Annotated in this window: 27 protein-coding genes and 1 other RNA gene; 18 read left to right on the forward strand and 10 right to left on the reverse strand. The window is 55.9% G+C overall.

What is annotated here, in order from left to right; genetic code table 11:
- The first annotated feature begins 66 nt into the window (after positions 1 to 66).
- From CLV88_RS19985 to CLV88_RS20000, 4 genes are all read left to right on the forward strand, one after another.
- Entirely contained in the window at positions 67 to 1,092 is a 1,026-nt protein-coding gene (locus CLV88_RS19985) for an ABC transporter substrate-binding protein (RefSeq protein ID WP_106610177.1), read from the forward strand.
- A gap of 3 nt (positions 1,093 to 1,095) precedes the next feature.
- Positions 1,096 to 3,315, forward strand: coding sequence for an ABC transporter permease subunit (locus tag CLV88_RS19990; RefSeq protein WP_106610178.1), 2,220 nt, complete (start codon positions 1,096 to 1,098; stop codon positions 3,313 to 3,315).
- Complete coding sequence (locus tag CLV88_RS19995; RefSeq protein WP_106610179.1) at positions 3,312 to 4,385, forward strand: ABC transporter ATP-binding protein; 1,074 nt, start codon at positions 3,312 to 3,314, stop codon at positions 4,383 to 4,385. The genes CLV88_RS19990 and CLV88_RS19995 overlap by 4 nt, the downstream gene beginning before the upstream one ends.
- A 92-nt stretch (positions 4,386 to 4,477) precedes the next feature.
- On the forward strand, positions 4,478 to 5,674 hold the full coding sequence (locus CLV88_RS20000) for an NADH:flavin oxidoreductase/NADH oxidase family protein (RefSeq protein ID WP_106610180.1): 1,197 nt from the start codon (positions 4,478 to 4,480) through the stop codon (positions 5,672 to 5,674).
- A gap of 109 nt (positions 5,675 to 5,783) precedes the next feature.
- Here the strand turns inward: CLV88_RS20000 and acuI are convergent, their stop codons facing one another.
- From acuI to CLV88_RS20025, 5 genes are read right to left on the reverse strand one after another with little or no spacing between them, the layout of a single operon-like run.
- Complete coding sequence (gene acuI / locus CLV88_RS20005; RefSeq protein WP_106610181.1) at positions 5,784 to 6,776, reverse strand: acryloyl-CoA reductase; 993 nt, start codon at positions 6,774 to 6,776, stop codon at positions 5,784 to 5,786.
- Positions 6,777 to 6,832: 56 nt separating this feature from the next.
- Positions 6,833 to 7,936, reverse strand: coding sequence for a dimethylsulfoniopropionate demethylase (locus CLV88_RS20010; RefSeq protein ID WP_106610182.1), 1,104 nt, complete (start codon positions 7,934 to 7,936; stop codon positions 6,833 to 6,835).
- A complete protein-coding gene (locus CLV88_RS20015) occupies positions 7,927 to 8,457 on the reverse strand; it encodes a DinB family protein (RefSeq protein WP_106610183.1) in 531 nt (176 codons plus the stop codon). Before CLV88_RS20015 ends, CLV88_RS20010 begins: the two co-directional genes overlap by 10 nt.
- Positions 8,457 to 9,161, reverse strand: a complete 705-nt coding sequence (locus CLV88_RS20020; RefSeq protein WP_106610184.1) for a DUF1326 domain-containing protein — start codon at positions 9,159 to 9,161, stop codon at positions 8,457 to 8,459. Before CLV88_RS20020 ends, CLV88_RS20015 begins: the two co-directional genes overlap by 1 nt.
- A gap of 2 nt (positions 9,162 to 9,163) precedes the next feature.
- Positions 9,164 to 9,961: a DUF2182 domain-containing protein gene (locus tag CLV88_RS20025; protein WP_106610185.1), complete on the reverse strand. Its 798-nt coding sequence runs from the start codon at positions 9,959 to 9,961 to the stop codon at positions 9,164 to 9,166.
- An 85-nt stretch (positions 9,962 to 10,046) separates the two neighbouring features.
- Here CLV88_RS20025 and CLV88_RS20030 point away from each other — a divergent pair, with 85 nt between their 5' ends.
- Positions 10,047 to 10,781, forward strand: coding sequence for a FadR/GntR family transcriptional regulator (locus CLV88_RS20030; RefSeq protein WP_106610186.1), 735 nt, complete (start codon positions 10,047 to 10,049; stop codon positions 10,779 to 10,781).
- Between the two features lie 6 nt (positions 10,782 to 10,787).
- Here CLV88_RS20030 and CLV88_RS20035 read toward each other — a convergent pair whose 3' ends face one another.
- Positions 10,788 to 11,729 carry a Na/Pi cotransporter family protein gene (locus CLV88_RS20035; RefSeq protein WP_165798954.1) on the reverse strand — a complete coding sequence of 314 codons (942 nt, stop codon included), beginning with the start codon at positions 11,727 to 11,729 and terminating at the stop codon, positions 10,788 to 10,790.
- A 155-nt stretch (positions 11,730 to 11,884) separates the two neighbouring features.
- Between CLV88_RS20035 and CLV88_RS20040 the strand changes: the two genes are divergently transcribed.
- The 7 genes from CLV88_RS20040 (at position 11,885) to CLV88_RS20070 (ending at position 16,618) form a co-directional block, all read left to right on the forward strand.
- Positions 11,885 to 12,361: a peptidase associated/transthyretin-like domain-containing protein gene (locus CLV88_RS20040; RefSeq protein WP_106610188.1), complete on the forward strand. Its 477-nt coding sequence runs from the start codon at positions 11,885 to 11,887 to the stop codon at positions 12,359 to 12,361.
- Positions 12,358 to 12,957 (forward strand): ferric reductase-like transmembrane domain-containing protein, encoded by a 600-nt coding sequence (locus CLV88_RS20045; RefSeq protein ID WP_106610189.1) that lies wholly within the window; start codon positions 12,358 to 12,360, stop codon positions 12,955 to 12,957. The genes CLV88_RS20040 and CLV88_RS20045 overlap by 4 nt, the downstream gene beginning before the upstream one ends.
- Positions 12,958 to 13,310, forward strand: a transfer-messenger RNA (tmRNA) gene (ssrA, locus tag CLV88_RS20050).
- 135 nt (positions 13,311 to 13,445) lie between these two features.
- Positions 13,446 to 13,874, forward strand: a complete 429-nt coding sequence (locus tag CLV88_RS20055; protein WP_106610190.1) for an ester cyclase — start codon at positions 13,446 to 13,448, stop codon at positions 13,872 to 13,874.
- 137 nt (positions 13,875 to 14,011) lie between these two features.
- Complete coding sequence (locus tag CLV88_RS20060; protein ID WP_106610191.1) at positions 14,012 to 14,809, forward strand: chromate resistance protein ChrB domain-containing protein; 798 nt, start codon at positions 14,012 to 14,014, stop codon at positions 14,807 to 14,809.
- 1 nt (position 14,810) lies between these two features.
- Positions 14,811 to 16,058, forward strand: coding sequence for a chromate efflux transporter (gene chrA, locus CLV88_RS20065; protein ID WP_106610192.1), 1,248 nt, complete (start codon positions 14,811 to 14,813; stop codon positions 16,056 to 16,058).
- A gap of 80 nt (positions 16,059 to 16,138) precedes the next feature.
- Positions 16,139 to 16,618 carry an SspB family protein gene (locus tag CLV88_RS20070; RefSeq protein ID WP_106610193.1) on the forward strand — a complete coding sequence of 160 codons (480 nt, stop codon included), beginning with the start codon at positions 16,139 to 16,141 and terminating at the stop codon, positions 16,616 to 16,618.
- Between the two features lie 14 nt (positions 16,619 to 16,632).
- Here the strand turns inward: CLV88_RS20070 and CLV88_RS20075 are convergent, their stop codons facing one another.
- The gene (locus CLV88_RS20075; protein WP_243403745.1) at positions 16,633 to 16,923 is read right to left on the reverse strand and encodes a winged helix-turn-helix transcriptional regulator; all 291 of its coding nucleotides are present in this window, start codon (positions 16,921 to 16,923) and stop codon (positions 16,633 to 16,635) included.
- Here CLV88_RS20075 and CLV88_RS23635 point away from each other — a divergent pair.
- The 3 genes from CLV88_RS23635 to fumC all read left to right on the forward strand — a co-directional run bounded on the left by CLV88_RS23635 (position 16,922) and on the right by fumC (position 19,488).
- Positions 16,922 to 17,050: a hypothetical protein gene (locus tag CLV88_RS23635; protein WP_279338369.1), complete on the forward strand. Its 129-nt coding sequence runs from the start codon at positions 16,922 to 16,924 to the stop codon at positions 17,048 to 17,050. The two genes, CLV88_RS20075 and CLV88_RS23635, sit on opposite strands and share 2 nt — an antisense overlap.
- Before the next feature lie 150 nt (positions 17,051 to 17,200).
- The gene (locus CLV88_RS20080) at positions 17,201 to 17,971 is read left to right on the forward strand and encodes a nuclear transport factor 2 family protein (RefSeq protein WP_106610195.1); all 771 of its coding nucleotides are present in this window, start codon (positions 17,201 to 17,203) and stop codon (positions 17,969 to 17,971) included.
- A gap of 122 nt (positions 17,972 to 18,093) precedes the next feature.
- Complete coding sequence (gene fumC, locus CLV88_RS20085) at positions 18,094 to 19,488, forward strand: class II fumarate hydratase (protein WP_106610196.1); 1,395 nt, start codon at positions 18,094 to 18,096, stop codon at positions 19,486 to 19,488.
- Between the two features lie 308 nt (positions 19,489 to 19,796).
- Here the strand turns inward: fumC and CLV88_RS20090 are convergent, their stop codons facing one another.
- From CLV88_RS20090 to CLV88_RS20100, 3 genes are all read right to left on the reverse strand, one after another.
- The gene (locus CLV88_RS20090) at positions 19,797 to 21,446 is read right to left on the reverse strand and encodes an amidohydrolase family protein (protein ID WP_207797111.1); all 1,650 of its coding nucleotides are present in this window, start codon (positions 21,444 to 21,446) and stop codon (positions 19,797 to 19,799) included.
- A 63-nt stretch (positions 21,447 to 21,509) separates the two neighbouring features.
- Complete coding sequence (locus CLV88_RS20095) at positions 21,510 to 22,382, reverse strand: efflux RND transporter periplasmic adaptor subunit (protein WP_106610197.1); 873 nt, start codon at positions 22,380 to 22,382, stop codon at positions 21,510 to 21,512.
- 193 nt (positions 22,383 to 22,575) lie between these two features.
- Positions 22,576 to 23,910, reverse strand: coding sequence for a metal-dependent hydrolase family protein (locus tag CLV88_RS20100; protein WP_165798955.1), 1,335 nt, complete (start codon positions 23,908 to 23,910; stop codon positions 22,576 to 22,578).
- A 78-nt stretch (positions 23,911 to 23,988) separates the two neighbouring features.
- On the opposite strand from CLV88_RS20100, the gene CLV88_RS20105 reads away from it, so the two are divergent.
- The 3 genes from CLV88_RS20105 (at position 23,989) to CLV88_RS20115 (ending at position 25,691) form a co-directional block, all read left to right on the forward strand.
- Positions 23,989 to 25,041 carry an AraC family transcriptional regulator gene (locus tag CLV88_RS20105; protein WP_165798956.1) on the forward strand — a complete coding sequence of 351 codons (1,053 nt, stop codon included), beginning with the start codon at positions 23,989 to 23,991 and terminating at the stop codon, positions 25,039 to 25,041.
- A 261-nt stretch (positions 25,042 to 25,302) separates the two neighbouring features.
- A complete protein-coding gene (locus CLV88_RS20110; RefSeq protein ID WP_106610200.1) occupies positions 25,303 to 25,476 on the forward strand; it encodes a DUF4169 family protein in 174 nt (57 codons plus the stop codon).
- The gene (locus CLV88_RS20115; RefSeq protein ID WP_106610201.1) at positions 25,473 to 25,691 is read left to right on the forward strand and encodes a ribbon-helix-helix domain-containing protein; all 219 of its coding nucleotides are present in this window, start codon (positions 25,473 to 25,475) and stop codon (positions 25,689 to 25,691) included. The genes CLV88_RS20110 and CLV88_RS20115 overlap by 4 nt, the downstream gene beginning before the upstream one ends.
- The last annotated feature ends 51 nt before the right edge of the window (positions 25,692 to 25,742 follow it).

The raw sequence follows: 25,742 nt of genomic DNA on the forward strand, positions 1-25,742 counted from the left end.
AGAGGAAACAAGCCGATCTGATACGCCACAAGACATAGTCTGCCGGCTCATCTAGGGAGGAATATTATGAATAAATTACATACACTTGCGATTAGTTCAGTTGTTGCACTATCAGCTGGCGTCTCGGCGGCCCACGCCGACAAACTAACGTTTTACTGTTCGGCTCAGGAAGACTGGTGCCAGCTCATGGCCCGCAGCTTTGAAGATGCGACCGGCATTGACGTGAACATGACCCGCAAATCATCAGGAGAGACTTTCGCCCAGATCAAGGCGGAATCCGCAAACCCCAAAGGTGACGTTTGGTGGGGCGGTACAGGTGATCCACATTTGCAGGCTGCTGAGGAGAATCTGACAGCTGCCTACGTCTCCCCGATGCGTGACCAGCTGCACGACTGGGCAATCAGTCAGGCCACAAGCGCAGGTGACAAAACCATCGGCATCTATTCCGGCGCATTGGGTTATGGGTACAACACCGAATTGCTCGCCTCCAACAATCTGCCAGAGCCGGCCTGCTGGAAGGATCTGCTTAAACCAGAATATAAGGGTCACGTGCAGATGGCGAACCCCAATTCGTCCGGCACAGCCTACACAACCCTCGCATCCATGGTGCAGATCTTTGGCGAAGACGAAGGTTTTGAGTTCATGAAGGGCCTTCATGCAAACATCAACCAATACACCAAGTCAGGATCGGCCCCGATCAAGGCTGCCGGTCGCGGTGAAAACACAATCGGCATTGTTTTCATGCATGACGCCGTCAAACAGGCCGTTTCAGGGTTTCCTGTTAAGGTTGTCGCCCCATGCGAGGGGACCGGATACGAAATCGGGTCTATGTCCATTATCGATGGCGCGCGCAACATGGACGAAGCAAAACAGTTCTATGATTGGGCCCTGTCGACCGACGCACAAAATCTCGCCTTGCAAGTCAACGCGTTTCAAGTGCCTTCCAACAAAGGCGCAGATACGTCACCGTCCGCACCGGACATGTCGACAATCAAACTGATTGACTATGATTTCAAAACCTATGGCTCCTCCGCCGAGCGCAAACGTTTGCTTCAGAAATGGGACGAAGACGTCTCGGTTCTGCCTCAGTAAAACGTGAGAACAGATCATAGTAAAACAACCGCCTCCCCGGCGTTGATCTTCTGGATCATTGCCGGGTGGGTTGGGTACTTAATTCTCCCCTGGTATGGGGTGGAAGACGGTTTTTTTTCATTTGAATGGTTGATTGACGGATACCCGTTTGACGACGATTACGCACCCGCGGCTTTCCTGATTGGCCAAGGCGAAAAACTGTGGCTTGCTCCGCTTTTACTCCCGCTGCTGGCACCGCTTTTGGTGCTGCGTCTTAAGAAAAGCGATCCAAATTATGCGCGCATTCTTATTCTGGCTGGCGCAGCTGGATTTGCTTGGCTGATGGCTCAGGGATTTGGCATTGGCATTCGCGGCTTTACCGCCGACTGGCTGGTTGCCCTATTCGGAGAGCTGGACGATCGCCAATACGGTATGGGATATGGCGGCCTCTTGGTCGCGTCTGCATTTTTGTTTCTGTTCACCCAAGGGATCGCGGCGCGCGGTGCCATAAATGGCGACGTTTTTGTCGTCAGCGCAATTGGCGGCGTCATTGTCATCGTGACCACTTTTGTGTTTTTCCCAATCGCCAAAATGCTGTTCGCCGCATTTGTCACCGAAGATGGCAGCTATTCAGCCATGGTGTTTGCGTCCAAATTCTTTGATGATCGGCTCTGGGGCATTGGGTGTCTCTACGGCGCGCGCTGCGGTGCCGCATGGAATTCCCTGTTTCTCGCCATCACCGTGGGTGTGCTGACGACGGTTCTGGGTCTTGTCTTTGCACTTGTGGTAACCCGCTCAGGGTTCCGGCACAAACGCGCCTTGCGCGCGCTGACCGTGCTGCCAATTATCACACCCCCTTTTGTGATCGGGTTGGCGCTGATCCTTCTGTTTGGCCTGTCCGGAACGGTCACACAGTTCGTTTCAGATCTGTTCGGCCTTCAACCAACGCGATGGCTCTACGGTATGCCCGGCGTTTTGATTGCGCAAACACTCGCCTTCACTCCAATTGCGTTTCTGGTCCTGATCGGCGTCGTCGAGGGCGTGTCCCCCTCGATGGAGGAAGCAGCCCAGACCCTACGTGCCAATCGTTGGCAAACCTTCCGCACGGTGTCCCTTCCGCTTATGCGGCCCGGACTGGCAAATGCCTTCCTGCTCGGCTTTATCGAAAGCATGGCAGATTTTGGCAATCCTCTGGTGCTGGGCGGCAACTTCGATGTGCTTTCTACAGAAATCTTCTTTGCCATTGTCGGCGCGCAATATGACCAGGGACGCGCCGCCGTCTTGGCCATGGTTCTGTTGTTCTTTACCCTCTCTGCCTTTTATGCCCAACGTATGTGGCTCGGTAAAAAGAGCTATACGACCGTGTCGGGCAAGGGCGACGCAGGCGTGCATCCATTGATGCCAAAGGGTCTGGCGATACCAGTCTTTTTGGCGGCTGGCATCTGGGGTCTCTTCACCGTCGTCGTCTATGGCATGATCCTATATGGCAGCGTGGTCGAACTATGGGGCGTCAACAACACGCTGACATTCAAACACTACGTGACCGCGTTCTCAGTCCGGATCGAAGACAGCGGTATTCGCTGGTCCGGTGCCGCATGGGACAGTTTCTGGACCACCATCTATATCGCGGCCGCCGCCGCCCCGCTTACGGCCATTGTCGGACTGGTTACCGCCTACTTGCTGACACGCCAGACATTCGCGGGCAAAAACGCCTTTGAATTTGGCACGATGCTCAGCTTTGCCATTCCGGGCACCGTGATTGGCGTCAGCTATATTTTGGCCTTCAACGTCCCACCCATTGAAATCACCGGCACAGGGATAATCCTGATTGTCAGTTTCATCTTCAGAAACATGCCGGTTGGGGTGCGCGCCGGCATTGCCTCGATGAGCCAATTGGACAAATCCTTGGACGAATCTTCCCTGACGCTGGGTGCAAACTCTTGGCAGACATTCCGCAAGATCATTCTGCCACTGCTCAGACCTGCCATTCTGGCCGCTCTGGTTTACAGTTTTGTGCGCGCCATGACCGCCATTTCAGCGGTGATCTTCCTTGTCTCCGCGGAATACGACATGGCGACGAGCTATATTATCGGACGTGTGGAAAATAACGACTACGGGTTGGCGATCGCCTATTCGACCACTTTGATCTTTGTGATGCTGGGGGCGGTTGGCCTGCTCCAGCTCCTCGTTGGTCGCACCAAGATTGGACGCCGAACTCAATTCGGATCAGGAGAGAAACCATGAGCAATTCTCGCATCGTCGGCAAGGCGGCACCGGTTCGTTTTGAAAACGTTTCAAAAAGATTTGGGCGCGACGTTGTTGCGGTGGACAACATTAATCTCAACGTCGAAGCAGGCAAGCTGGTCACGCTTTTGGGGCCTTCGGGCTGCGGCAAAACAACAACGCTGCGCATGATTGCTGGGTTGGAAATGGCCTCAGACGGGCGCATCCTGATTGGGGATCGCGATGTCACCACCCTGCCCGCGACGGATCGCGACGTCTCTATGGTATTTCAATCATACGCGCTGTTCCCACACATGAGCGTGCTTGAAAATGTATCTTACGGGCTCACTTTTTCCGGCTTCTCCAAGTCCGAAACCCGCGACCGCGCGTTGGCTGGTCTCGATCTGGTCGGGCTAAAAGGGTTTGACTCACGCCTGCCCAGCGAATTGTCGGGCGGACAACAACAGCGCGTGGCAGTCGCGCGGGCCTTGGTACTGGAACCACAGGTGCTGTTGTTTGACGAACCCCTGTCCAATCTGGACGCCAAATTGCGCCGTCAGGTACGCGAAGATATCCGCGCAATCCAACAAGACCTTGGCCTGACCGTTGTTTACGTCACCCACGATCAGGAAGAAGCCTTGGCCGTTTCCGACGAAATTGTTGTCATGCGTAACGCATCCATCGCGCAAATCGGCTCGCCACGCGCGCTTTACGAGGCACCCGTAGATCAGTTTGTGGCGGATTTCATTGGCGAAGCAAATATCCTGCCCTGTGTCATCCAAAGTGTCGATGGCGACGTGGCAACGATCTCTATTGAGGAATATCACTATGAACTCCCCGCGCGCGGCCTTGGCATAGGTCCCGCAAAGCTGGCGGTCAGACCGTCCCGTTTGGTGATTGGCACAGCGCGGGGCTTCACGGCAACGGTGGCCAAGGCAACCTATGTTGGAGTCCGCATGGAATACACTCTCCAAGCCAGCTTCGGCTCAATGTTTGCTGTGCAAGACGACGTCGACAGCCCGTTGGACGTGGGAACCGAAGTCACAGTCGGGTTTCATGCCAAAAGCCCGGTGCTCTTGCCCGAAGCGTGATCACCTGGACCAAGGAAATATCCAATACGTGCCCTTGCCATTTGGCTCAGCTCACTGCTGGCAAATTTGGCGCGATCGAATAGGATTAAGTCATGACTGCCCTTGTTCCCTCGCCATTGTCTCGCCCCCTCGCATTGCCCTGCGGCGTCGTGCTCAAAAACCGCATTGCCAAGTCCGCAATGTCGGATTCGCTAGGCGATGGATGCGGGCACCCTACCGAGGCCCAAATTCGTCTCTATGAACGTTGGGCTGAAGGCGGGGCTGCGCTGTCGATCATCGGAGAAGTTCAGGGTACACCCAATTTCGCGGAAAAACCCGGCAACCTTGTATTGCATCCTGCTGCGCAGATGTCCGGTTTTGAAAAACTAGCAACCGCAGGCGCGTCCAATAACGCAAACCTCTGGCTGCAACTGGGGCACGCTGGTGCCATGGCAGATGCGCCCATCAGCACCCCAAAGGGGCCAAGCGCCCTTGATATCCCCGGTCTCGCATGCGCCGAATTGACAATGCCAGAAATCCAAAACCTTCCTGCCGAGTTTGCCCAGACCGCAGCGCTGGCGCAGGGGCTCGGGTTCGGCGGCGTTGAAATACACGCCGCTCATGGGTTCCTGCTCAACCAATTCCTGTCCCCGTTGTTCAACAAACGCAACGATGCTTACGGCGGGTCACTAACCAACAGGATGCGCGTTTTGATAGATGTCATCACAGCGGTGCGCGCGGCAGTTGGTCCAAGCTTTCCCATCGGGCTAAAGCTCAACGCCACGGACCAACTCGTCGGTGGGTTCGAACAAGACGAAGCTCTGCAAGTGATTACCGCACTCGATGGCATCGACCTGATCGATATCAGCGGCGGCACCTATTTTCCCGGCGCGCCGTCCTCCTCTGATCGTGTGGGCTCCGGGCCATATTTCCTTGATTTTGCAGCACGGGCACGGGGAAAAACCGACATTCCCTTAATGGTCACAGGCGGGTTCAAAACCTTTGACCAAGCCGCCCGCGCTGTTGATGACGGCGCGGCTGACATGATTGGCCTTGCCCGCGCCCTTGTGATTGATCCTGACGTGCCCAACAAATGGGTATCGGGCGATGAAACCAACCCCGACTTTCCCCGCTTCAGCGCGCCACCCGAAGGCGGTGTAACGGCGTGGTACACAATGCAAATCACACACATCGCCAACGGCGCACCGCCGCTGGTCGCCTCTGATCTTGAACACGCAATGTCCGACTATCAGGCACGGGATCACAAACGCTGCACCTTGTGGAACAACCACTTTGGGTTGAGCAAATAGCAGCAGGCACACCCTGCACAGCGCCACCAACCAGCGTTTCAAATCAAAAAAACGCCCTCGCAATCTCCTGCAAAGGCGTCCTTCTTCTTTGGTTAGAACGCGGCCTAACTCACCCGTTCACATCAACCACAACGCGGCCCTGAACCTGACCTTTCAGAATATCCGCACCCAATTGCGGCAGGTCTTCCAATGTCGCCGGTTTTTCCATCGCTTCCAGCTTATCCATCGGCAAATCCTTGGCGATCCGCTCCCACGCGCGCAGGCGGTTCTCATAAGGTTGCATAACGGAATCGATCCCCAAAAGGTTCACACCACGCAGCAGAAACGGAATGACCGTCGCTGGCAATCCAGCCCCACCGGCCAGCCCCACGGCAGAAACCGACGCGCCATATTGCATCTGCCCCAGAACACGCGCCAACATGTCGCCGCCCACGGCGTCCACACAGCCCGCCCAAGTTTCGCGCTCCAACGGGCGTTTCACGGTTTCGTTCAGCTCCTCGCGCGCCACAATCTGTGTCGCGCCAAGCTCCTTCAGATATTCACCGCTTTCGGGCCGCCCCGTCACACCGGCAACCTCATAGCCAAGGTTCGCCAGTATTGCGACCGCGACCGATCCAACACCGCCCGCGGCCCCCGTCACCAGAACCGGTCCCTTGCCCGGCACCAGCCCGTGATCCTCCAGCGCCATAACCGCCAGCATTGAGGTAAATCCGGCTGTGCCCACTGCCATCGCCTGCTGTGCACTTAAACCATCGGGCAGCGGCACCAGCCAATCGGCCTTGACCCGCGCTTTCTGACCGTAGCCGCCCCAATGCATCTCGCCCACACGCCAGCCGGTCAACACCACCTTGTCGCCCGGCTTGTAACGCGCGTCGTCCGACGCTTCGACCGTCCCGGCAAAATCAATGCCCGGCACATGCGGATAATTCCGCACCAATCCACCACCCTTGGCCGACAGACACAAACCGTCCTTGTAGTTCACGGTGGAATACTCCACCGCAACCGTCACGTCCCCCTCAGGCAATGCGCTCTCGTCGATCTCCTTGATCACCGCACTTGCCAATCCCTCGTCATTCTGTTCCATCACCAAGGCTTTAAACATCTCGTCATCCTCTCCGCTCAGGCCGTCTGGCCTTTCATTGTTCTAAATAATTCGAATCACGCCCAAAAGGCTTCGAACACCGTCGCCGGTCGCACGCCGTCGGGCGTGATCACATCCACCTCGGTGCCCACGGTCCAATGCGTCATGCGCACCATGCCAATCGCAACATTTGTGTTGAAATCGGGTGACCACGCCGCGCTGCTCACATTGCCGACATGCTGATCCCCATCCACAATCGGCCATAACTGATCGCAGGGCGGCACCTTGTCGCCGTGAATCTCAATGGGGCGGATCTGGCGCACCGGTCCTTCCTTGGCCACTCGCAACAACGCATCGCGCCCGACACAGCCAATCGCCGTATTGGTATTGCAAAACCGACCCAGCCCGCATTCATGCGGCGTGTTGTCATCGGTCATATCATTGCCATAACTCAATAATCCGCCCTCAATCCGCTCAATCAGGTTCGGACAACCCGCGCGCACCTCCAGATCGGCCCCCGCCTCAAACAGCGCATTCCACAGTGGCATTCCAAGGTCCGCCCCCTCTACATAAAGCTCAAAACCGCCCTGCTTCGAATAGCCCGACCGCGCAATCACCAGGTCGCGCCCCTGAAACTGAAACACCCCAAAACGAAAGAAGCGGATGTTGCGAATACCTTCACCAAACACCCGTGCCAACAGGTCTTCGGCCTTTGGGCCCTGCACCGCCAAAGGCGACACATCCGGTTCATCCACAAGCACATCCAGCCGATAGCCGTTGGCAATGCCCTTGACCCAAAACAGCAGATCGCTGTCGGCAATCGAAATCCAAAAACGATCCTCCGACAGCTTCACGGCCACGGGATCGTTCAGCATACCGCCCGTTTCATCGACAATCGGCACGTAATAACACTGTCCCGGCATCATCCCACGCAGATCGCGCGGGGTCAGCATCTGAATAAGTTTGCCCGCATCCGGCCCGCGAATTTCCACCTGCCGCTCGCAGGACACATCCCAAACCTGAACATGCTTCTTCAAATGACGATAATCCGCCTCAACGCTTTCAAAAACCGTGGGCAATAACATGCGGTTATAGACTGTATACGCCTTGACCCCCGCCGCTTCGACACCCTCAGAAAACGGCGTTCTGCGCAGACGCCGTGAAAGTGAAATCAATGCCATTTGTCCTCTCCCGAAAAGGTTTCCGGCATCAGCACCAGATCGGTATCCCCAATGGTCTGGCCCGCCGCCGTCAGCATCGCATGAATTTGACCCCGGTGATGGGTCTGATGATTAAACATATGCACCACGCAATGCGCGGTGGGCGCGGTCACATCGCGGTTCGCCGCACCGGAAAACCACGTCAACGTCCCCGAAAGCTCTGTGTCGGAAACCTTTTCCGCCCAAAGCGACATGCGTTGATCGGTGCGAAACCGCTCCACGCCCCACATGGCCAACGTCGGGCACAAGTCGACACTCTCTCCAATCCCGCCTTTGGGGGGTGAATTGCCGTCGAACCGGCTCATCCACATCATGTCGCCCCACAAAAGGTGGTTCAGCGTCTGCATGATCGAGCCAAAGAAGGCGCCCCGCTCGGCGCGCATCTCGGCTTCGGTCAATCTCTCGCACGCCGCCTTAAATTGTCCGTTCTGCCACGCATTGTAACGTGCCATCAGGCGGCAATATGCGGGCGTGACCGCCATCACTTGGGGCCTTTCCAGTCGATTGGGCAAATCTCGGCAGACTTGCCGCCAAAATCCCAAATGCGCCCATAGTCGCGCACCTTCGACTTGAGCCCGCGCGCCGCGATAATGTCCGGCCCCATCCAGTATTTCGAGTTGGTCACCATCACCGGATGATCCGGGTCAGCTCCATCAATCATCTCGATCTCGCCCTGGATCTTGCGCCCGATATACAAACCGCGCTTTTTGCCATCGCGCACGATCTCGACCTTTTCGCGCTCTGCACCCACGATGTCGCTCACCAGCATCGTGAACAGCCCGGTCGTGCCGCCCGCCTTGCCCGAAAAGATCTCCAGAATGCCGTTATACGCTTTGCCGCTGGCACGATCATCCACATAAGCAGCCACTTTCCAGCCGCCCTCGGCCATCTTGCCGGGGATTTCCACCATCAGGCCCACGTTCAAGCCCGAAAGATCTTCGCCCTCGTAATGCCCCTCGTCGATGGCAATCGCCATCCACGCATAACAATGGCCCTCGGTGGGTGGATGTGCGCCCAGCGACACAACGCAGGGGCAGAACACGGTGCACGAACAGTTCAGAAACAGCTCGCCCTTGATCGCCCATTCCGTGGGCGACATTTTGCGCCGCTTGGGGTTTGTCATCCGGTTATCGATGCGCTGCGACACAGGCAGTTTACCCGCATCAGGTTTGCGTTCCAAAGCCATGATTATCCTCCGTAAAACAGGTTTGGCATGGCGATGACAACGCCCCCGCCAATGATCAAAATAACGCCCATCGGTTTAGTCACCCGATGGCCGATCTGCGGCAGTTTCTCCAGCACCATGAACAGCGTTGCCAGCCCCATCCACAACAGGCTCATCACGCCGCCCACAAACCCCAGCGCCATAAATCCCCAACAACAACCGACGCAAAACACGCCGAGCCCAAGCCCCATGCGCAACCCGCCACCAAAGCCGGTTTTCCAATGGCCAAGGAAATAGGTCATAGGGCTGTGACAGACGCCGTGGCACACTTCCTTGGTGCGCGAAAACTGAAACGCGCCCACCACGATCAACAAAACGCCCGCCACCCAGGGGCTCTTGGCAATCCCAAGCATGTCCACCACACCGCCAAACAACAGCGCCAGCTGCACACCGGTGATCACCGCTGCAAATCCAACCCACACAATCGAATAGCCCAGTAAAACACCAGCCCACCCCGGCCAGCTTCCGTCGGCTGATACCATCAGGCGTTGATAATTGCTCAATGTCGGAATCATTGTCGGCAACATCATCGCCGCCATCATCACCGCCCACATCACGAATAGCGGTCCAAAATTGGCCATCGGCATGTACATGGGCATCCGCGGGTCCATCGCCGCCATGCGCGCGCCCATCTCGCCCGGACGCCCGATCAAGTCGACGTCCATGCGCACCGCCATGTCATACATGAACCACCACGCCACCAGAATGGCTGTGAAAAATCCCAGCCACGCAATGCTGCGCATGTTCAGAACACGATCCATGAGCCGTTTCTCCTCTTGCCGACTCGACCTTTGTGAAAATTAATGTCAGACAATTGAGAGCCACGCAAACGGAATTGTCTGACATATGAAGATTGACCCAACGTCAAAATCGGATCTCTCCGCCCAAATCGCCAAATCCATCCGGGATGCTATCATTTCCGGTGACATGATTGTTGACGAACGCCTGCCCTCGGAATCCGAGTTGGCCGACCAGTTTGACGTTTCTCGCCCCACCGTGCGCGAGGCCCTCAAACGATTGGCCGCGCAAAATCTGATCCGCACCCAGCGCGGTGCCACCGGTGGTGCGTTTGTGCGTCGGCTATCTTATGACGAAGCTCGCGCCCAACACGTCACCACCTCGACGCTGCTTCTGTCGATGAATGCGGTCGATTTCCAAACCGCCTGCGAGGCCCGCTATGCGCTCGAACGCGCTTGCGCTCCGCTCTCGGCCCAACGCCGCACGCCCGATCATCTTGCCACCATGCGTGCCGAAATCCACCGCCAATCCCAACCCGGCCTCTCGGACGAAGGCTTCTGCGATAGCGACGTTGCCTTTCACCGCGCGCTTGTGGACGGCGCCGGCAATCCGGTGCTGTCCTACCAACTCGGCGGCGCGGTCGAGGCGATGCAACCGCTGATGAACATGATCACCTTCACCCAGCGCAACCGCGACCGCATCGTCGAATTGCACACCGCCATCGCCAACGCGATTGAGGCCAACCGCCCCCACGACGCCGACGCCGCCCTGTCCGAACTCACTGCCTATACGCTCACCCTTGGTGAGCAGGTGATGGCGGCACGGGTTGCACGAAAAGGCTGACAAAGCTTAAGGTTTCGCAGTCGTTTCATCTGGGTCCAACCTCTTGGCCAGGGGCCTCAGGGCAACAAAACCGGTCACGGCAACGCAGACATTAAAAATCAGGTGAATCAAAGCAACGGCCATGTCCCCTTCACCAGCCATCGCAGACACCCAACTGGCCACAGGCGCCATAAAGGGAACAAAAACGATTACTCCCAGCGCGTTAAATGCCAAATTTGCCACCGCCGCAGCACGCGCAGTTGCGCCCAAGCTCATCGACGCAATAAGCGCTGTAGATGTGGTGCCAATATTTGAACCAACAACGATCGGCAGCACGTCATACATAGTGATCAATTCCTGTTGCACCGCAATGATCGCCAGCCCCACAACCACACTGCTTGATTGCAACAGCGCAGTGGCGATTGCCCCGGCAACAAACCCTGCCACAGGATTGGACAAGTACCCCATCCAAAGCGCAACATCCGGATCGTCCTTCAAAGGCGCGACGTATCCACTAATCAGGTTTAGCGCCAATAAGATCACACCAAGATACATAATCGAGCGCCCGTAAAGGGCGATCCGCCCCGGCAGGAGCGACGCCACAACGCTCGCAACAATCAATATTGGTGCCAATATTGTGGCATTGATCGTAACCAACCAGGCGGTCGATGTCGTGCCGACATTCGCCCCCAAAAACACCGGGAGCGTACCACGAAATGCAATTGTTCCGGCTTCCGCAAGCGCCACTGTGATCCCAGAAATCGCACTGGAAGACTGCACCAGTGCCGTCAAAACCGCACCAAGTGCAAAGCCACCAACCGGAGTTCGTGTCAAACGGGCTAATACCGACTTTAACGCCTCTCCGCCCGCCGTTTGAACATCTTCGCTGAACCCTTTGAGGGCGTACACAAATAGAACCACGGCCGCCGCGACTGACACGGCAATCTCCAACACTGATACTTCCTGCAATCCGCACATCCCTGTGGTACTTCTACTGTCTGCCACTCTGTCAACCGTCAGAGCTTTTCACAACACCGTGCGGGCCGGTTCCCCAAACCCATCCAACCGTGTACCCTGTCCGTATCAACCGGAAAGACCCAGTCAGCCAACACAGGGACACTCCCATGCACACACCATATCTCAACCGCCGCTTGTTCGTCACAGCCACCGCCGCAACTCTGGCTACCGGCCTCGTTTCGCCGCTTCACGCAGCGTCGCTCAGACCGACCAAAACCATGCGCGGGGGCTCGAACAATTATCGCCCCAATGCGCCCTTCGTCGACAAACTTGGGGACGGCTTTATCGTCTCGGGCCGGGTCGTGCGCGCCGGAGATGGCGCCCCGTTGCCCAAAACCCGCATCCAGATCTGGGCCGCCACCACCATCGGCGGCGAGCGTGAGCCGCGCAATCATGGCTCGGTCCTGACCCGTGCGGATGGCACATACCGGCTCGAAATGATGCAGATCGTGCCCAATTTCGGCCAGCCCCACGCCCATCTGGCCTATGACGATCCGGCGTTCAAAACCGTCTTCCTGCGCCCCGTCATGCCAAGCGCGCGCGACACGTCCCTCACTGTCGATTTTGTGCTCGCCCCGGCGTGACGCGCGGCCTGAGATCCCTGATCTGGCTTGCTGTGCTAGGCGCCGCAACGCTTCCAGTCGTAATCGCCGCCTTCAGCCCCTATCTCGCCTATCGCAACCCGGCCTATATCGTCGCGGGCTTTGCGGGAATCCTCAGCCTTTCGCTGTTCCTGTTGCAACCCCTGCTTGCTGCCGGTTACCTGCCCGGCCTACGCCTGCCGCTTGCCCGCAAACTGCACCGCATTATCGGCGCGGCACTTCTGGCTTGCCTTGCGCTCCATATAGGGGGCCTCTACCTCACCAGCCCGCCCGACACGCTTGACGCGCTGCTTCTGGTTTCACCAACGCCGTTCTCCGTCTACGGCGTGCTTGCTACGCTCGGCCTGATCGCCACTATTCTGCTCGTCGCTCTGCGCCGCCGGGTCCGCTATGGCCACTGGCGTCTCTTGCACAACGCGCTCGCGCTCTTTGTTGTCATCGCCACGCTGATCCACGCCCTCCAGATCGAGGGCACCATGGGCCCGGTCTCCAAATGGCTTCTCTGCGGCGCGGTCCTCATCGCCACTGCCACCACCCTGATCAACGAACGCCTACTCAAACCCCTGAGACGCAACTGAAACCTTGCGACTCAGACGCGGCACACCTATCTATAGAGTGTCTCTTCGGGGACTATGGACATAAACGCGCTCGTAATAAGCGGATCGGACCCGGGGGCGGTACCCGGCGTCTCCACCAAACACCCTTCATTTGGGGGTCATGGGGACGAAATAGGATCGACGAACGTCTAAAGGGGTTAGCTTTGTTTCGGCTGTCTGCCACCGTTATCGGCGAAACTTGTACAATTGCAAATGACAATCGTGCTCCGGCAATGGCAGTTGCAGCGTAAGCTGTAAATGTCGCCGAAATTAACTCCTTGGGTTTAGCGACCTAAGGCGGGGTTCGCAGGTACCTGGCAACAGAAACCTGCACTAAACTCCCCCCCAATTTGAATGACGAATCTTGCATTTAGCCTGTTTTTTAGGGTTCTGGATATCAGGCGTTAACCTGACGATCATCATTTGTTCCTAGTCTCGAAAACAACATCGAATGACATAGGTAAAGACTGATGGATAAACGCGAACTCTTACAACAATGGTATCAGCGCGTCTGGTTAGAGGTTGATCTTGACGCGATCGACGAACTTTTCACCCCGGATACCGAGGCCAAGGGCCTGCTGCCCGACTTTGCTGCCGGACCGGATGACTTTCGCGACCTTGTACCGATGTTCCTTGAGTTGATCGAAGAGCCGACCTTCAGCCTGGATAAAGTCATGGAGGAAGGCGACTGGGCCGCCGCCCTCTATTCGCTTAGCGCAACAAACCCTGCCAATGGCCAACAGGTGTTCGGCTCCGCGCAATTGTTTGCGCGTTTTGCAGGCGGGAAAATGGTCGAAACCTATAACAGCATCGATTTCATGAGCTTTTTTGAGCAGATGGGCCTTTTGCCCGAACAATCCATGTATCTTTGCCTGACAGGTCAGAAAATCAGAGGATAATCCGGAACACGACCCAGAAAAATGGCATTGACGCAGCGGGCCGGAACAGGCAGTTTTGCTTCATGGGGTAGCGCGACCACCCCGTGAGGCCCCGGCCCAAGGATCGCATCCACTGACCCTTTCAGAAAGGATGCTTTATGCCGTCTCTCAATGAAATCGCTCCAACACAGCTGATGCGCCAACTTGGCGGTCCAGATACTCTGACCTTACTTGATGTGCGCACCGACGAGGATTTTGCCGCCGCTCCGTTGCTGTTGCCCACATCGCGCCGCCTTCCCCATACCGACGTGGGCAATCATTTGGCGACGTTTTCAGACACCAAAGTCGTTGTGATCTGTCACAAAGGGAAAAAGCTCAGCCACGGGACCGCCGCCCTCCTGCGTGCGTCTGGTATCGCCGCAGAGGTGCTCGATGGTGGCTTTGTCGCGTGGCAAGCCGCCACGCTCCCTTTGATTCCAGCTCAGCAGATCCCACCGCCGGGCACCCTCTGGGTTACACGCCACCGCCCCCGTATCGACCGGATTGCCTGCCCATGGCTGATCCGTCGCTTTGTCGATCCAACTGCCCGGTTCCTGTTTGTGCCTCCATCAGAGGTGCTTGATGTTGCAGACCGGTTCAATGCCATCGCCTTTGACACCCCCGGTGCGCCTTGGACCCACAATGGTCCCAACTGCACCTTTGACGCCCTGATTGACGGTTTCTCGCTTGGGCACGACGCGCTCAACCGCCTTGCCAGCGTCGTGCGCGCGGCGGACACCGACACGCTAGATCAATCGCCACAGGCCGCTGGCCTTCTGGCGTTCTCCGTCGGCCTATCGCGCCTTTACAAAGAGGATCAGAACCAGCTCACCGCCGGGTTGCCCCTCTATGACGCGCTCTATCGCTGGGCGCGTGATGGTCATGGCGAGACCCATGACCACGCACGGGTCATCTAACATGGCCAAAACATCTTTTTCCCAGATGACCCGCGTCTTTGGCCGTATCGGGTTGATGTCCTTTGGCGGGCCCGCCGCTCAGATCAGCCTGATGCACCGCGAACTCGTCGACACGGCCAAATGGTTGACCGAAAAACAATTTCTCGGCGCGCTATCCTTTTGCATGCTCCTGCCCGGCCCCGAGGCGATGCAGCTCGCCACCTATTGCGGCTGGAAACTGCGCGGCACGCCCGGCGGCCTTTTGGCGGGTCTGCTGTTTGTGCTGCCCGGCGCCGCGATCATTTTCGCCCTCGCCGCGCTTTACATTGGCTTTGGTGACGTGCCGCTGGTGCAATCCGCGTTTCTCGGTATCAAGGCCGCAGTGGTTGCAATCATTTTTCAGGCCCTGCTGCGCCTTTCAGGTAAAGTGCTGACCGGGCGGCTGGAATGGATCATTGCCCTGCTCAGCTGCGCCAGCCTCTACTCTGGCCTTTTGCCCTTTCCAGCCGTAATCGCGCTTGCCGCGTTGGTTGGCCTGATGCGGCCCAATCGGTCGCCAGAGTCTCCACAGCCAACCACGCACACCCCCTTATCCGCAACGCTCAAAACGGTACTGATCTGGGGCACGCTCTGGGCTGCACCCGTTGCGCTGCTCTATGCGCTCGACGCGCAATTCCTGATCGACATCGCCGTCTTCTTTTCCAAACTCGCAGTGGTCACATTTGGCGGCGCCTACGCCGTGCTCGCCTACATGGTTCAGGCCGTGGTGCAGGATCACGGCTGGATCACAACCGGCGAAATGATGGACGCGCTGGGTTTGGCCGAAACCACCCCCGGCCCGCTGATATTGGTCACACAATTTGTCGCAACCCTCGCCGGGCATCATCAGGGCGGCATAACCCTTGCCATTGCGGCAGGTCTCACCGCGCTCTGGTGCACCTTTATCCCTTGTTTCTTATGGATTTTTGCCGGAGCACCACATGTCTCACGCATCCTAGGTCACCCACGTTTAACCGGCGCGCTACACGTGATTTCGGCCGCTGTCACCGGCGTGATTATCAATCTCAGCCTTTGGTTCACCTTATCGCTCATCTTTGGCCCATTGCTCACAAATCACGCCATTCCCCTACCCGATCTGACACAGTTTCAACCGCTCACTGCGGCGCTCGTCGCCTTGGCCAGTGCCTTGCTCTTGGGGCTGCGCCTGCCGTTGTTACTCGTGTTGGGCGTCTGCGCTCTGGCCGGCATGGTCGCTGCCACTTTGCTTTGATCAAATATTTGCCCCGCGCCGCCTTTCGTTTCCCAACGAATCTACTATTGTGGCCAAGACGACCAACTAAGAAGGCTGCCATGTCCCGCACGATCGACTACGGAAACCTGATGCACCGCGCCATGCGCAGCCTCATTCAGGAGGTGTTGCAGGATGTTGCAAAAGACGGCCTTCCCGGCGAACACCATTTCTTCATCACGTTTGACACCCGCCACGCGGATGTCCAGATCGCGGATTGGTTGGCAGATCGCTATCCCGGCGAAATGACCGTGGTCATGCAGCATTGGTACGACAATCTGGACGTAGGCGATGATGGCTTTGCCATCACGCTTAACTTTGGCGACTCACCCGAGCCGCTCTATATCCCTTACGACGCGATCAAAACCTTTGTGGACCCATCCGTCGAATTTGGCCTGCGCTTTGAAACACAGGACGAAGAAGACGAAGACGAGAACGAGCTGGAAACCCTGCTCGACGAGGTCGATCTCGAAGCCAAGGAAGAAGAAGAGGCGCCGCGCAAAGACGCCGACGTTGTCAGCCTCGACAGTTTCCGCAAGTAAATCCCGTCAAGGCGCTATTTTGTTTGGCCCCGGTCATACTCCATCCGCTTAATGCGGACATTATCCATCTGTTCATGTGACCAGAACACCAGCGGCTTTAGCATCTCCAACAGACTGCGCCCCAGCGGCGTCAGCTCATAGCTCACCGCCACCGGCGGTCCTGGCGAAACGGTGCGCGTCAAATACCCATCCCGCTGCAATCCACGCAGGTTTTCCGTCAAAACACTCTGCGTCACGTCCCCGATACATCGTTTCAGATCACCAAATCTCTTGGGTTCATCCTCCAACGCGAGAATGATGATCATGCGCCACTTGCCGGTCACGTTGGACAAAACCGACCGTATCGAACAGTTTGACGCCTCTGCCTTGCTGGCAACACCAATTGGTAACATCTCGCTCTTTCGGTATGAAATTGATACTTTATTGGCGTAGTTTTACTCGACACAAGAAACCGTTTCAATCCCTTGTTTATTAACAAGGTATCCTCAACCATACCAGGTCTCTTCAAGGTACGCAATTGATATGTAGTATGTATTTGATACCAAATATCGCAGGACTACGAATCAACAAAAGGACTGCATCATGACCCCCAAGGAACTCGTACTCGCCCTGTTTACCGCCGCGTTCGCGGATCACGATCACGAAGCCGCCCGCGCACTGGTCAGCGCCGACTACATCCAACATAACCCTGCCATACCGACTGGTGCGGACGGGCTGGTCAATGTTATCCCGCTTGTGGCGCAATCTGGTATGACTGCGACGACCCACCGCGTCATCACCGAAGGCAACATGGTGGTTCTGCACAACTCCTATGCCAATGCTGATGCCTTTGGCGCGTCTTCGCTTGCCGCTTTCGACATTTTCCGCGTTGAAGATGGCAAAGTTGTCGAACACTGGGACAATCTGCAACCCATCCCCGAAACCACCGTCTCAGGTCGAGGCATGCTGGATGGTGTGACCATGATCACTGATCTGGAAAAAACACAGGAAAACAAGGCGCTTGTGCTGGGCTTTGTCAACGACGTCCTCGCCGGCGCCGCGCCGGAAAACGTGACCACCTATATGGATCCGGAAATCTATATGCAGCACAACCCGATGATCGCGGATGGCCTCTCTGGCCTGATGGCTGCAGTCGAGAGTTTTGCCGCACAGGGTCAGGCCATCACCAAATTTGAACCTCAGTTTGCCGTGGCCGAGGGCAACTTTGTCTTCGTCGCCTCAGACGCGATCATGGGGGGCACGCCTTGGGCCTTCTTTGATCTCTGGCGGGTTGAGAACGGCAAAATTGTCGAACACTGGGACGTGGTCTCGCCCACCCCATCCGACATGGCGCATAACAACGGTAAATTCTAAGGCACCGCTAACGGGGCGCGACGCTTTGCCCGCGCCTCATTTGCGGTATCCCACGGTATACAGTATTGCACTTTACGCCCGGTCCGTTAGAACCGTCGTGACTTATTTTACCGGAGGTCACCATGACTGATACCCGCACCGAAACCGACAGCTTTGGCCCACTCGAAGTTCCCACCGACAAATACTGGGGCGCGCAAACGCAGCGTTCGATCATGAACTTTCCCATCGGCTGGGAAAAACAGCCGGTCGCGATCGTGCGCGCGCTTGGTGTGATCAAACAGGCTTGCGCCATGGCCAACATGGCCAGCGGAAAACTTGACGCAAAGCTTGGCGAAGCCGTCATTCAAGCCGCCTCCGAGGTGGTCGCAGGCAAGTTTGACGACAACTTCCCCCTCGTTGTCTGGCAAACCGGTTCTGGCACCCAGTCAAACATGAACTCGAACGAAGTGATCGCCAACCGCGCCATCGAAATCCTTGGCGGCGTCATCGGCTCCAAAGACCCGGTGCACCCAAACGATCACTGTAACATGGGACAGTCTTCCAACGACACGTTCCCAACCGCCATGCACATCGCCACCGCGATGTCCGTGCGTGACGTGCTGATGCCGGGCCTTACCAAACTTGCCGAGGGCCTTGAGGCCAAATCGGAAGAATTCAAAGACATCATCAAGATCGGCCGCACCCACACACAGGATGCGACCCCGCTCACCTTGGGTCAGGAATTCGGCGGCTATGCCCACCAGATCCGCAAAGGCATCTCCCGTGTCGAGGCCGCACTGCCCGATATCTATGAACTGGCCCAGGGCGGCACCGCTGTCGGCACCGGTCTCAACACACAGAAAGGCTGGGGTGAAGAGGTCGCTGCCAACATGGCCGAGATCACCGGCCTGCCCTTCGTCACCGCCCCCAACAAATTCGAAGCGCTCGCCGCCCATGACGCCATGGTCTTCATGTCCGGCGCATTGGCGACCGTCGCCGGCGCGATGTACAAAATCGCCAACGATATCCGCTTCCTCGGCTCCGGCCCCCGCTCGGGCCTGGGCGAACTGATCCTGCCCGAAAACGAACCCGGCTCCTCGATCATGCCCGGCAAGGTCAACCCGACCCAAGCCGAAGCCATGACCCAGGTCGCCGCCCACGTCATGGGCAACAACGCCGCGATGACCTTCGCCGGATCGCAGGGCCATTTTGAGCTCAACGTCTACAACCCGATGATGTCCTACAATCTGCTGCAATCGATCCAGCTTCTGGGCGATGTCGCAGACAGCTTCACAACCCGGATGCTGAACGGCATTCAGGCCAACGAGCCGCGCATCGACAAGCTGATGAAGGAATCTCTGATGCTGGTCACAGCACTGGCCCCCACCATCGGCTACGACAACGCCACCAAAGTCGCCAAAACTGCACACAAGAACGGCACCACCCTCAAGGAAGAGGCTATCGCCCTTGGCTTTGTCGACGCCGAAACCTTCGACGCCGTGGTGCGTCCAGAACAAATGATCGGCCCCAAAGACTGACACAAGAAAGGGGGGCGGAAACGCCCCTTTTTTTTGGCCACCTGCACTTTCCAGACGATGAAATTTAAATGTCCTCAACCCGGACAATGCCGCCTGATGCTGGCGCAGCGAAATTCACCTCGATTGCTCGACCATGTCACCGAATTGCTCGCGGCGGCGCAGAAGGATTTTGCCGAAAACAGACGTCCAAATCACGCAAATTGCCCGAAGTTCAACCGGGTCACTCGCCGCTCTCATTTGCTACGTTTCCGATGCCGGACAAAGGGTGAGTTCGCTACAGGGCGGTGTCTGTAGCAATAATACTTGCGTTAATCACCTTTTCCAAAACTTGGCCCGACACCATCCAACGCGCCATCCTGAAGCGTGAAGGTGTTTAGCCAAACCTGAGTATCTACTTTGACCTGACGAGGTGCGTCTTCGACTGGGAACCGCATTGGCTGACCCGGTAATTCGCCTGTTGGCTCATTGTCGCGTTTGGTAAACACGCCATTGACTATTACGTGAGGGATACCAATCGGAGGCGTGCCTTGCATTTTTGCCTTATAATCAGACCCCGGAGCGACGGTCTCAGGGTCAAAAATAACGATGTCGGCAGCCATGCCTTCCTGCATCCGGCCCCGTACATCAAGGAACTTAACACCCGTCCCGCCCATATGAAGTGCAGGCCAATAGCTAAGTTGTGACAAGGTAAACATCAGCTCAACATCATTGTCGCGAGCAAGCTTTAAAACAGTCGAATGAGAGCCTGACGTTCGCGGGTGACCGGCAAACTCCGTATGGTCACCGTCTGCGCCGAGGTCTTCGGAGTGCCACATGCTATCACTGGCGACCACCATGTGTGGCACCCGAAGCCATTGTGGCAACCATTCTTCTCGGGCTGGGTTAAAAACAATAACAGCCCGACCGGGATCATCGGCTGAGATGCTGGCATATTCTTCGTCTGTCAGGAACTTGTCCTCACTCGGATCATACATAATGTCCTTGTACTCAAGCCCCAGCGCCCCAATCGCCTCGGGTTTCAATTGATCCGATGCAATCGATGTGGATCCAGCCGTGTAGGGATAATACTCGGACCACATGTTCAATCCCTTAGCGCGGGCAAGCTGCAACTTTTCTTCGATCTCCCACCAGCCGTAGTCATTGTTGTGGCTATACAGCAGAGGCGCGTCGAGCAGGTACGCATTGGTAAATACCTCATCAAACCCAAGCGGAGCTTCAGGGTTTTGAGAGGACGTGTGAAACCGCCCATGAACACCTGTTGCCCGACCGTAGCGTGCAGCAGTTCTTTGCAACTCAAACTGTTCATATGTGCTTATACCAGTCCCGGCGTACCCAACCGTTGATCCGGCACACAGGGCACCTTCCTGAAGGCCCTTGTCAATGATCGCCATGATCTGGTTGAGCTGTTCGATGTTCGCCCGAGTAACAGACCAATCAGCCACACCATCTTCAGCACTGGCGAGCGCACGCAGATCAAAGACCTCAGTTGCATCTGAAGGTTGGTCGATGGTCAGCCCATCCAGAACCACCATTCGTGCCAATTCATGAGAAACGCAGGTGCCATAATTGATCGACCATTTGCCCTCTTCTCGCGCATACCAGTCCGCAATGTGAACGGCACCGACTTCGCCGTCGTATGCGCTTGTGACACCATCCATCATGCTCATGTTGAGAGCATATTTTTGGCTCGAGTGGGTATGACTATCGATAAACCCCGGCGCAACGACGTGATCGGTCGCGTCAATGACGTCCGTGCCTTCGATAGGGTCTGTTGTAATTTTTACGATCCATCCATCACTGATCCCGACGTTCGCGACTTGATCATAGCCGGTTTCAGGGTCCATTACCCGGCCGTTCATAATCGCAACATCGTATGTTTGAGCGAATAATGACGAACCTCCGCACAGGAAAACAACCATCGCGTACGATGCGCTACCAAGTGGTTTCAACTTGGGCATCTCACTTTCCTCTCAGAAGATTTTGGATTTGGCGTTGAGTTTTCTTGCTCACATACGTCTTAGCTATCTTTCGAAGCCCTTGCCCGTCACTTTCAGACCGGGCCTCAGTATTCGGTCAGGATTGGCAAATTCAACCAGTACAAGTTGTGTCCCTTTTTCGGTGTCAATTTCGTATCCGCCGGAGATCAATTTGCCTTCATGTTGATAATCAGTGCCACCGGGTAATGTGATAACAACGATTTGCGAGGCAGAGATTTCTGCTTCAGTTTCTCCAGAACTCATCCGGGCAAATACCCGGTCATATGGAACCTCGAATTGAACATGAATTGGGTCGAGTTGGACCAGCGTCGCAATTTCCGATCCCTCGTCGATGCTTACATTGGCATTTTCACGATACTTGGGTGCCGACATTTGGCCATCAAAGGGAGCATGTAGTTTCTGAACCGAAAGAATGGTTTCGGCCATTTCGAGGCGGATCACCGCCGCACGGTGGTCGGCTTGAGCGTTGTCAGCAGCTCGCTTGGCAGCGTCGTAGGACACCTCTGAGGCGGCAAAGCTCTGCTTCAGTTTCTGTTGCCTCTGGAACGCTTCATCGGCGCTGGCCATATTAATTTCTGCCTTGGCCAAGGCGGTTTTGGCGAGTTCGACGTCAAATCTTTTAAAGGCGGTATCAAACTCGACCAGCAAGTCTCCCTTTTGGACCAGTTGGCCTGTCGTGAAATGCAACCGGCTGATCTTGTTGCTAACCTCCGCAGAGATGTCCCAACTTCCGGCGGCAACCACAACGCCATTTGCTTCTCCGGTCAGAGTTCCCGGCTCTTGACCATATGCGATGCCGCTGCCGAGAAAAACGCAGGCAATCCAAACAAGGCACGGCAGGACACCTGAAACCTTCCTGAAGTTACCTTTTGACGAAATCAGTCCAGTTTTCTGCATTCAGTTGTCCCGCACTTTTGGAAAGTCGCTTGATCGAAAATCTGAGGCGCTATCAGCTTCATCGCCCAGTTGCTTTGCCTGATTCTTACATTGTTGCGGAAAGCGACATTGGTCCAGAATTCGGTTTCGGCAGTTTTGCCGCATACTGGAATATCCATAGGCGCGTGTCGCAAATTGAGTACGGTAGGTGTTCTCATTTGAGTTCATCCTTGAAGACAACTCCGTCCTTCATCACGAAATCAATATTGCCTGCATCTACAAGAATTGTGACGTCTTCCAATGGATTGCCGTCAACCAGCAAAATATCAGCATACGCGCCAGATCGAATGATGCCGATAGGCCCGTCAGCGTAAGGATTTAGCGGCCCCGTTAATTCAAGAAGCTGCCCGTTGATCGACGTCGCTTGTCGCAGCGTTTCAAGGTTTGAGAAATACCTGCTGCGATACTCGAACTCGTTGTTGATCTCTGAAAGCCGTGGCCCCCAAAGGTCTGTTCCAAAGGCAATGTTTATTTCATATTCCTTGGCGAAGTTGATCGACGTCTCAACGCCTTCCCGCACCAGATTGAATTTCTCCGCGACTGTTTCGCCGAAGACTGCAATTTGCTCCGGCGTTGGCGGTTCGCCCAGGAAAGCAATTTGGGTAGACAACCAGACATCATTGTCTGCGGCGAGTTGTGCGGTCGCGTCGGTCATGAGTTGCCCGTGTTCGATAACCTTCACGCCAGCTTGGATCGCGCGGCGAACAGACGCATCAGTGTAGGCGTGAACCATAACGTAGGTGCCCCAGTCCGCAGCCGCGTCAACAGCCGCTTTCATCTCGTCCGGTAGATACTGGTTCGTATGGATCGGGTCGTACTGCGACGAAATCCCTCCGCCAGCCATCAATTTGATGTGCACAGCACCCTTACGAAGTTCTTCTCGTGTTGCACGTAAGACTTCCGGAACGCCGTCGGAAATCGCAAAAACCTCTCGGTTGGCCCAAGGTTCAACAGAAAGGTCATTGGGATGCGGCGAAGCGTAACCCGCGCGGACATCTCCGTGACCGCTCGTCTGCGAGATGAGCCTTCCGGACGGATAAATGCGGGGCCCCGCAACAAGGCCTTCGTCAATCGCCTTTTTGATCCCAAAAACTGGGCCACCTACATCCCGTACGGTCGTCCAACCATTCATCAGATAAAATTCGGCGTTCACCGCCGCGCCGACACCCAAATATTGCCAGTCGACCTGTTCTGTGACTTGATCCAGCGGAACAGGAAGACCGATATGCCCATGTGCTTCTATGAACCCTGGCATCAACGTGCGTCCCCCACCGTCGACAATCTGAGCGTTTGCAATAAAGAGCGGTTCGCTCGACACCTCGGCAATCATGTTTCCCGTAACCAGTACGTTAGCGTCCTCAATAAGCTTCTCGCTGACCCCATCAAAAACATTCACGTTGGTGAAGAGCACCGGAAAGGCCTTTTCCTGTGCAGCGACGCTGGTCGCCCCAAAGGCTAGGATCAAGCAAAACTTGGAAATCCTTCTCATGACGTGCCCCCATAAGTTATAGAATGTCTGTGAGCTTCGCATGAGTGGCCAAACTATCAAGGAATAATGCTGTGCATAATGAGCCAATTTATTCTCAATTTGGATCGCGAAGCACAGTTTGTAGGCGCGTCTAGCATGTCAGAACAACCTGTTCCCTTGATGCTTAACACGCTTCTGAGGCCTTTTATCTCTGAACTTGATCGTCTCGGTATACCTTACGCACAACTGTTGGAACGGTGTGGGATGAAAAGCCAAAATTTCCTACTAAACGAGCACTACGTCACTGTGCGCTCAAGCTACAAGTTTGTGGAGGAATGTGCAGAGGCGACCAACGACAAGCACTTTGGCTTCAACTTGGGGAGCAAAGCCCCACTTCAATCACTGGCCAACTTTGAGTTGGTAGATTTGTCGCGCAGTTCTCTTGGCGATCTACTCTCAGCGCTCATTCTGGATGCCAGACGTGTCAACTCATCTGCTACATACACGATTACAAATGACGGTGAATGGGTGCAGGTAGTGGGAAAACGCGTTTTCCGGCCGGGAAAACCGCCTGCACAGGTGGACGCTTTTTTCGCAGCCTATATGAGGAACGCAATACGCATCTACGCGGGTCAACGGTGGTCACCTGAGCTCTTGACGATCTGGGTTTGCGATCCGTCTGTCTTACCCATCTCTCAGCTAAATAATACGGTTGTGATCAAAGGAGACCGGATGGGTGCGAGGTTTCGCTTTCCATCAACTTGGATGGTCCAGAAAGCCGAAGAAATCATCCAACGTTTGGACCGAACGCGCCGAGAAGAAAGAGAACAATTTATTGCGGATTTTCGGACGTTGTTGTCGGGGCAACTCGGTAACCAAAGCCTGACCATGAACACAGTTGCAAAGGACCTTTCGATCTCTCCGTCAACGCTTCGGCGGGAGTTGAAACGCAACGACACGTCTTACTCCTTAGTTTTGACGAATATGCGACTAGAGCGCGCAGAACATTTATTGAAAGAAAGTGGCATCTCTATCGCAGAGATTGGCAAGCTGGTCGGTTTCGAGAACCCGTCGAGTTTCGCCAGAGCATTCCGCAGCAAGTCAGGACAGACGCCCAAAGAGTTTCGGGCCTTAAATGCGTCGGAACGGTGAGGATTGGTTGCTCACGACAGCTACTATTTTGACCGCAATTCGGACACCGAAGTCCCAAAATTCGCTGCGCCGTAAATGAATGTCCGCTTTTCTGTCGGCGGTGCCTATGACTTCATTGGCGGAAATTGCGCTGCGTCCGCGAAATACACAACAACATCACTTCCGCTTCGGGCTCAATGCTGACACTCGCATATAAGCGTCGATAACGCCGCCCACCTCACCACTTGGCAACCCCGCCGCCTCCGCTTAACGTAGGTTTCCATGAGCACCGTCACAAACCTCAACCAATTCCGCAAATCCAAGGCGCGCGTGAACAAAAAAACCCGCGCCGATGAAAACGCCGTGAAATTCGGCCGTACCAAAGCGCAAAAATCCCTCGAAAAAGCCCGCGCAGAAAAAACCACCCGTGATCTGGATGGCAAAGAACGCGAATGAGCCGCCCTATAAAACGCTCTCTGACGCTCAAAGGGCACCGCACCTCTGTCTCACTCGAAGATGATTTCTGGAACGCCTTCCGCGACATCGCCGCTGAAAAATATACTCCAATCAATGCATTGGCTGCCGAAATTGATGCAACCAGAGATCTCGACGCGGGCCTCGCAACAGCGATCCGCCTCTACGTGCTAAACCACTACCGAACCAAGCCCTGACCCGACCTTGCTCTTTCAGAGTTCAAAAAACACTCGCGCCGCAGGCTCCGA

The organism is Shimia abyssi, from assembly GCF_003014475.1.
Taxonomy (GTDB): domain Bacteria; phylum Pseudomonadota; class Alphaproteobacteria; order Rhodobacterales; family Rhodobacteraceae; genus Shimia; species Shimia abyssi.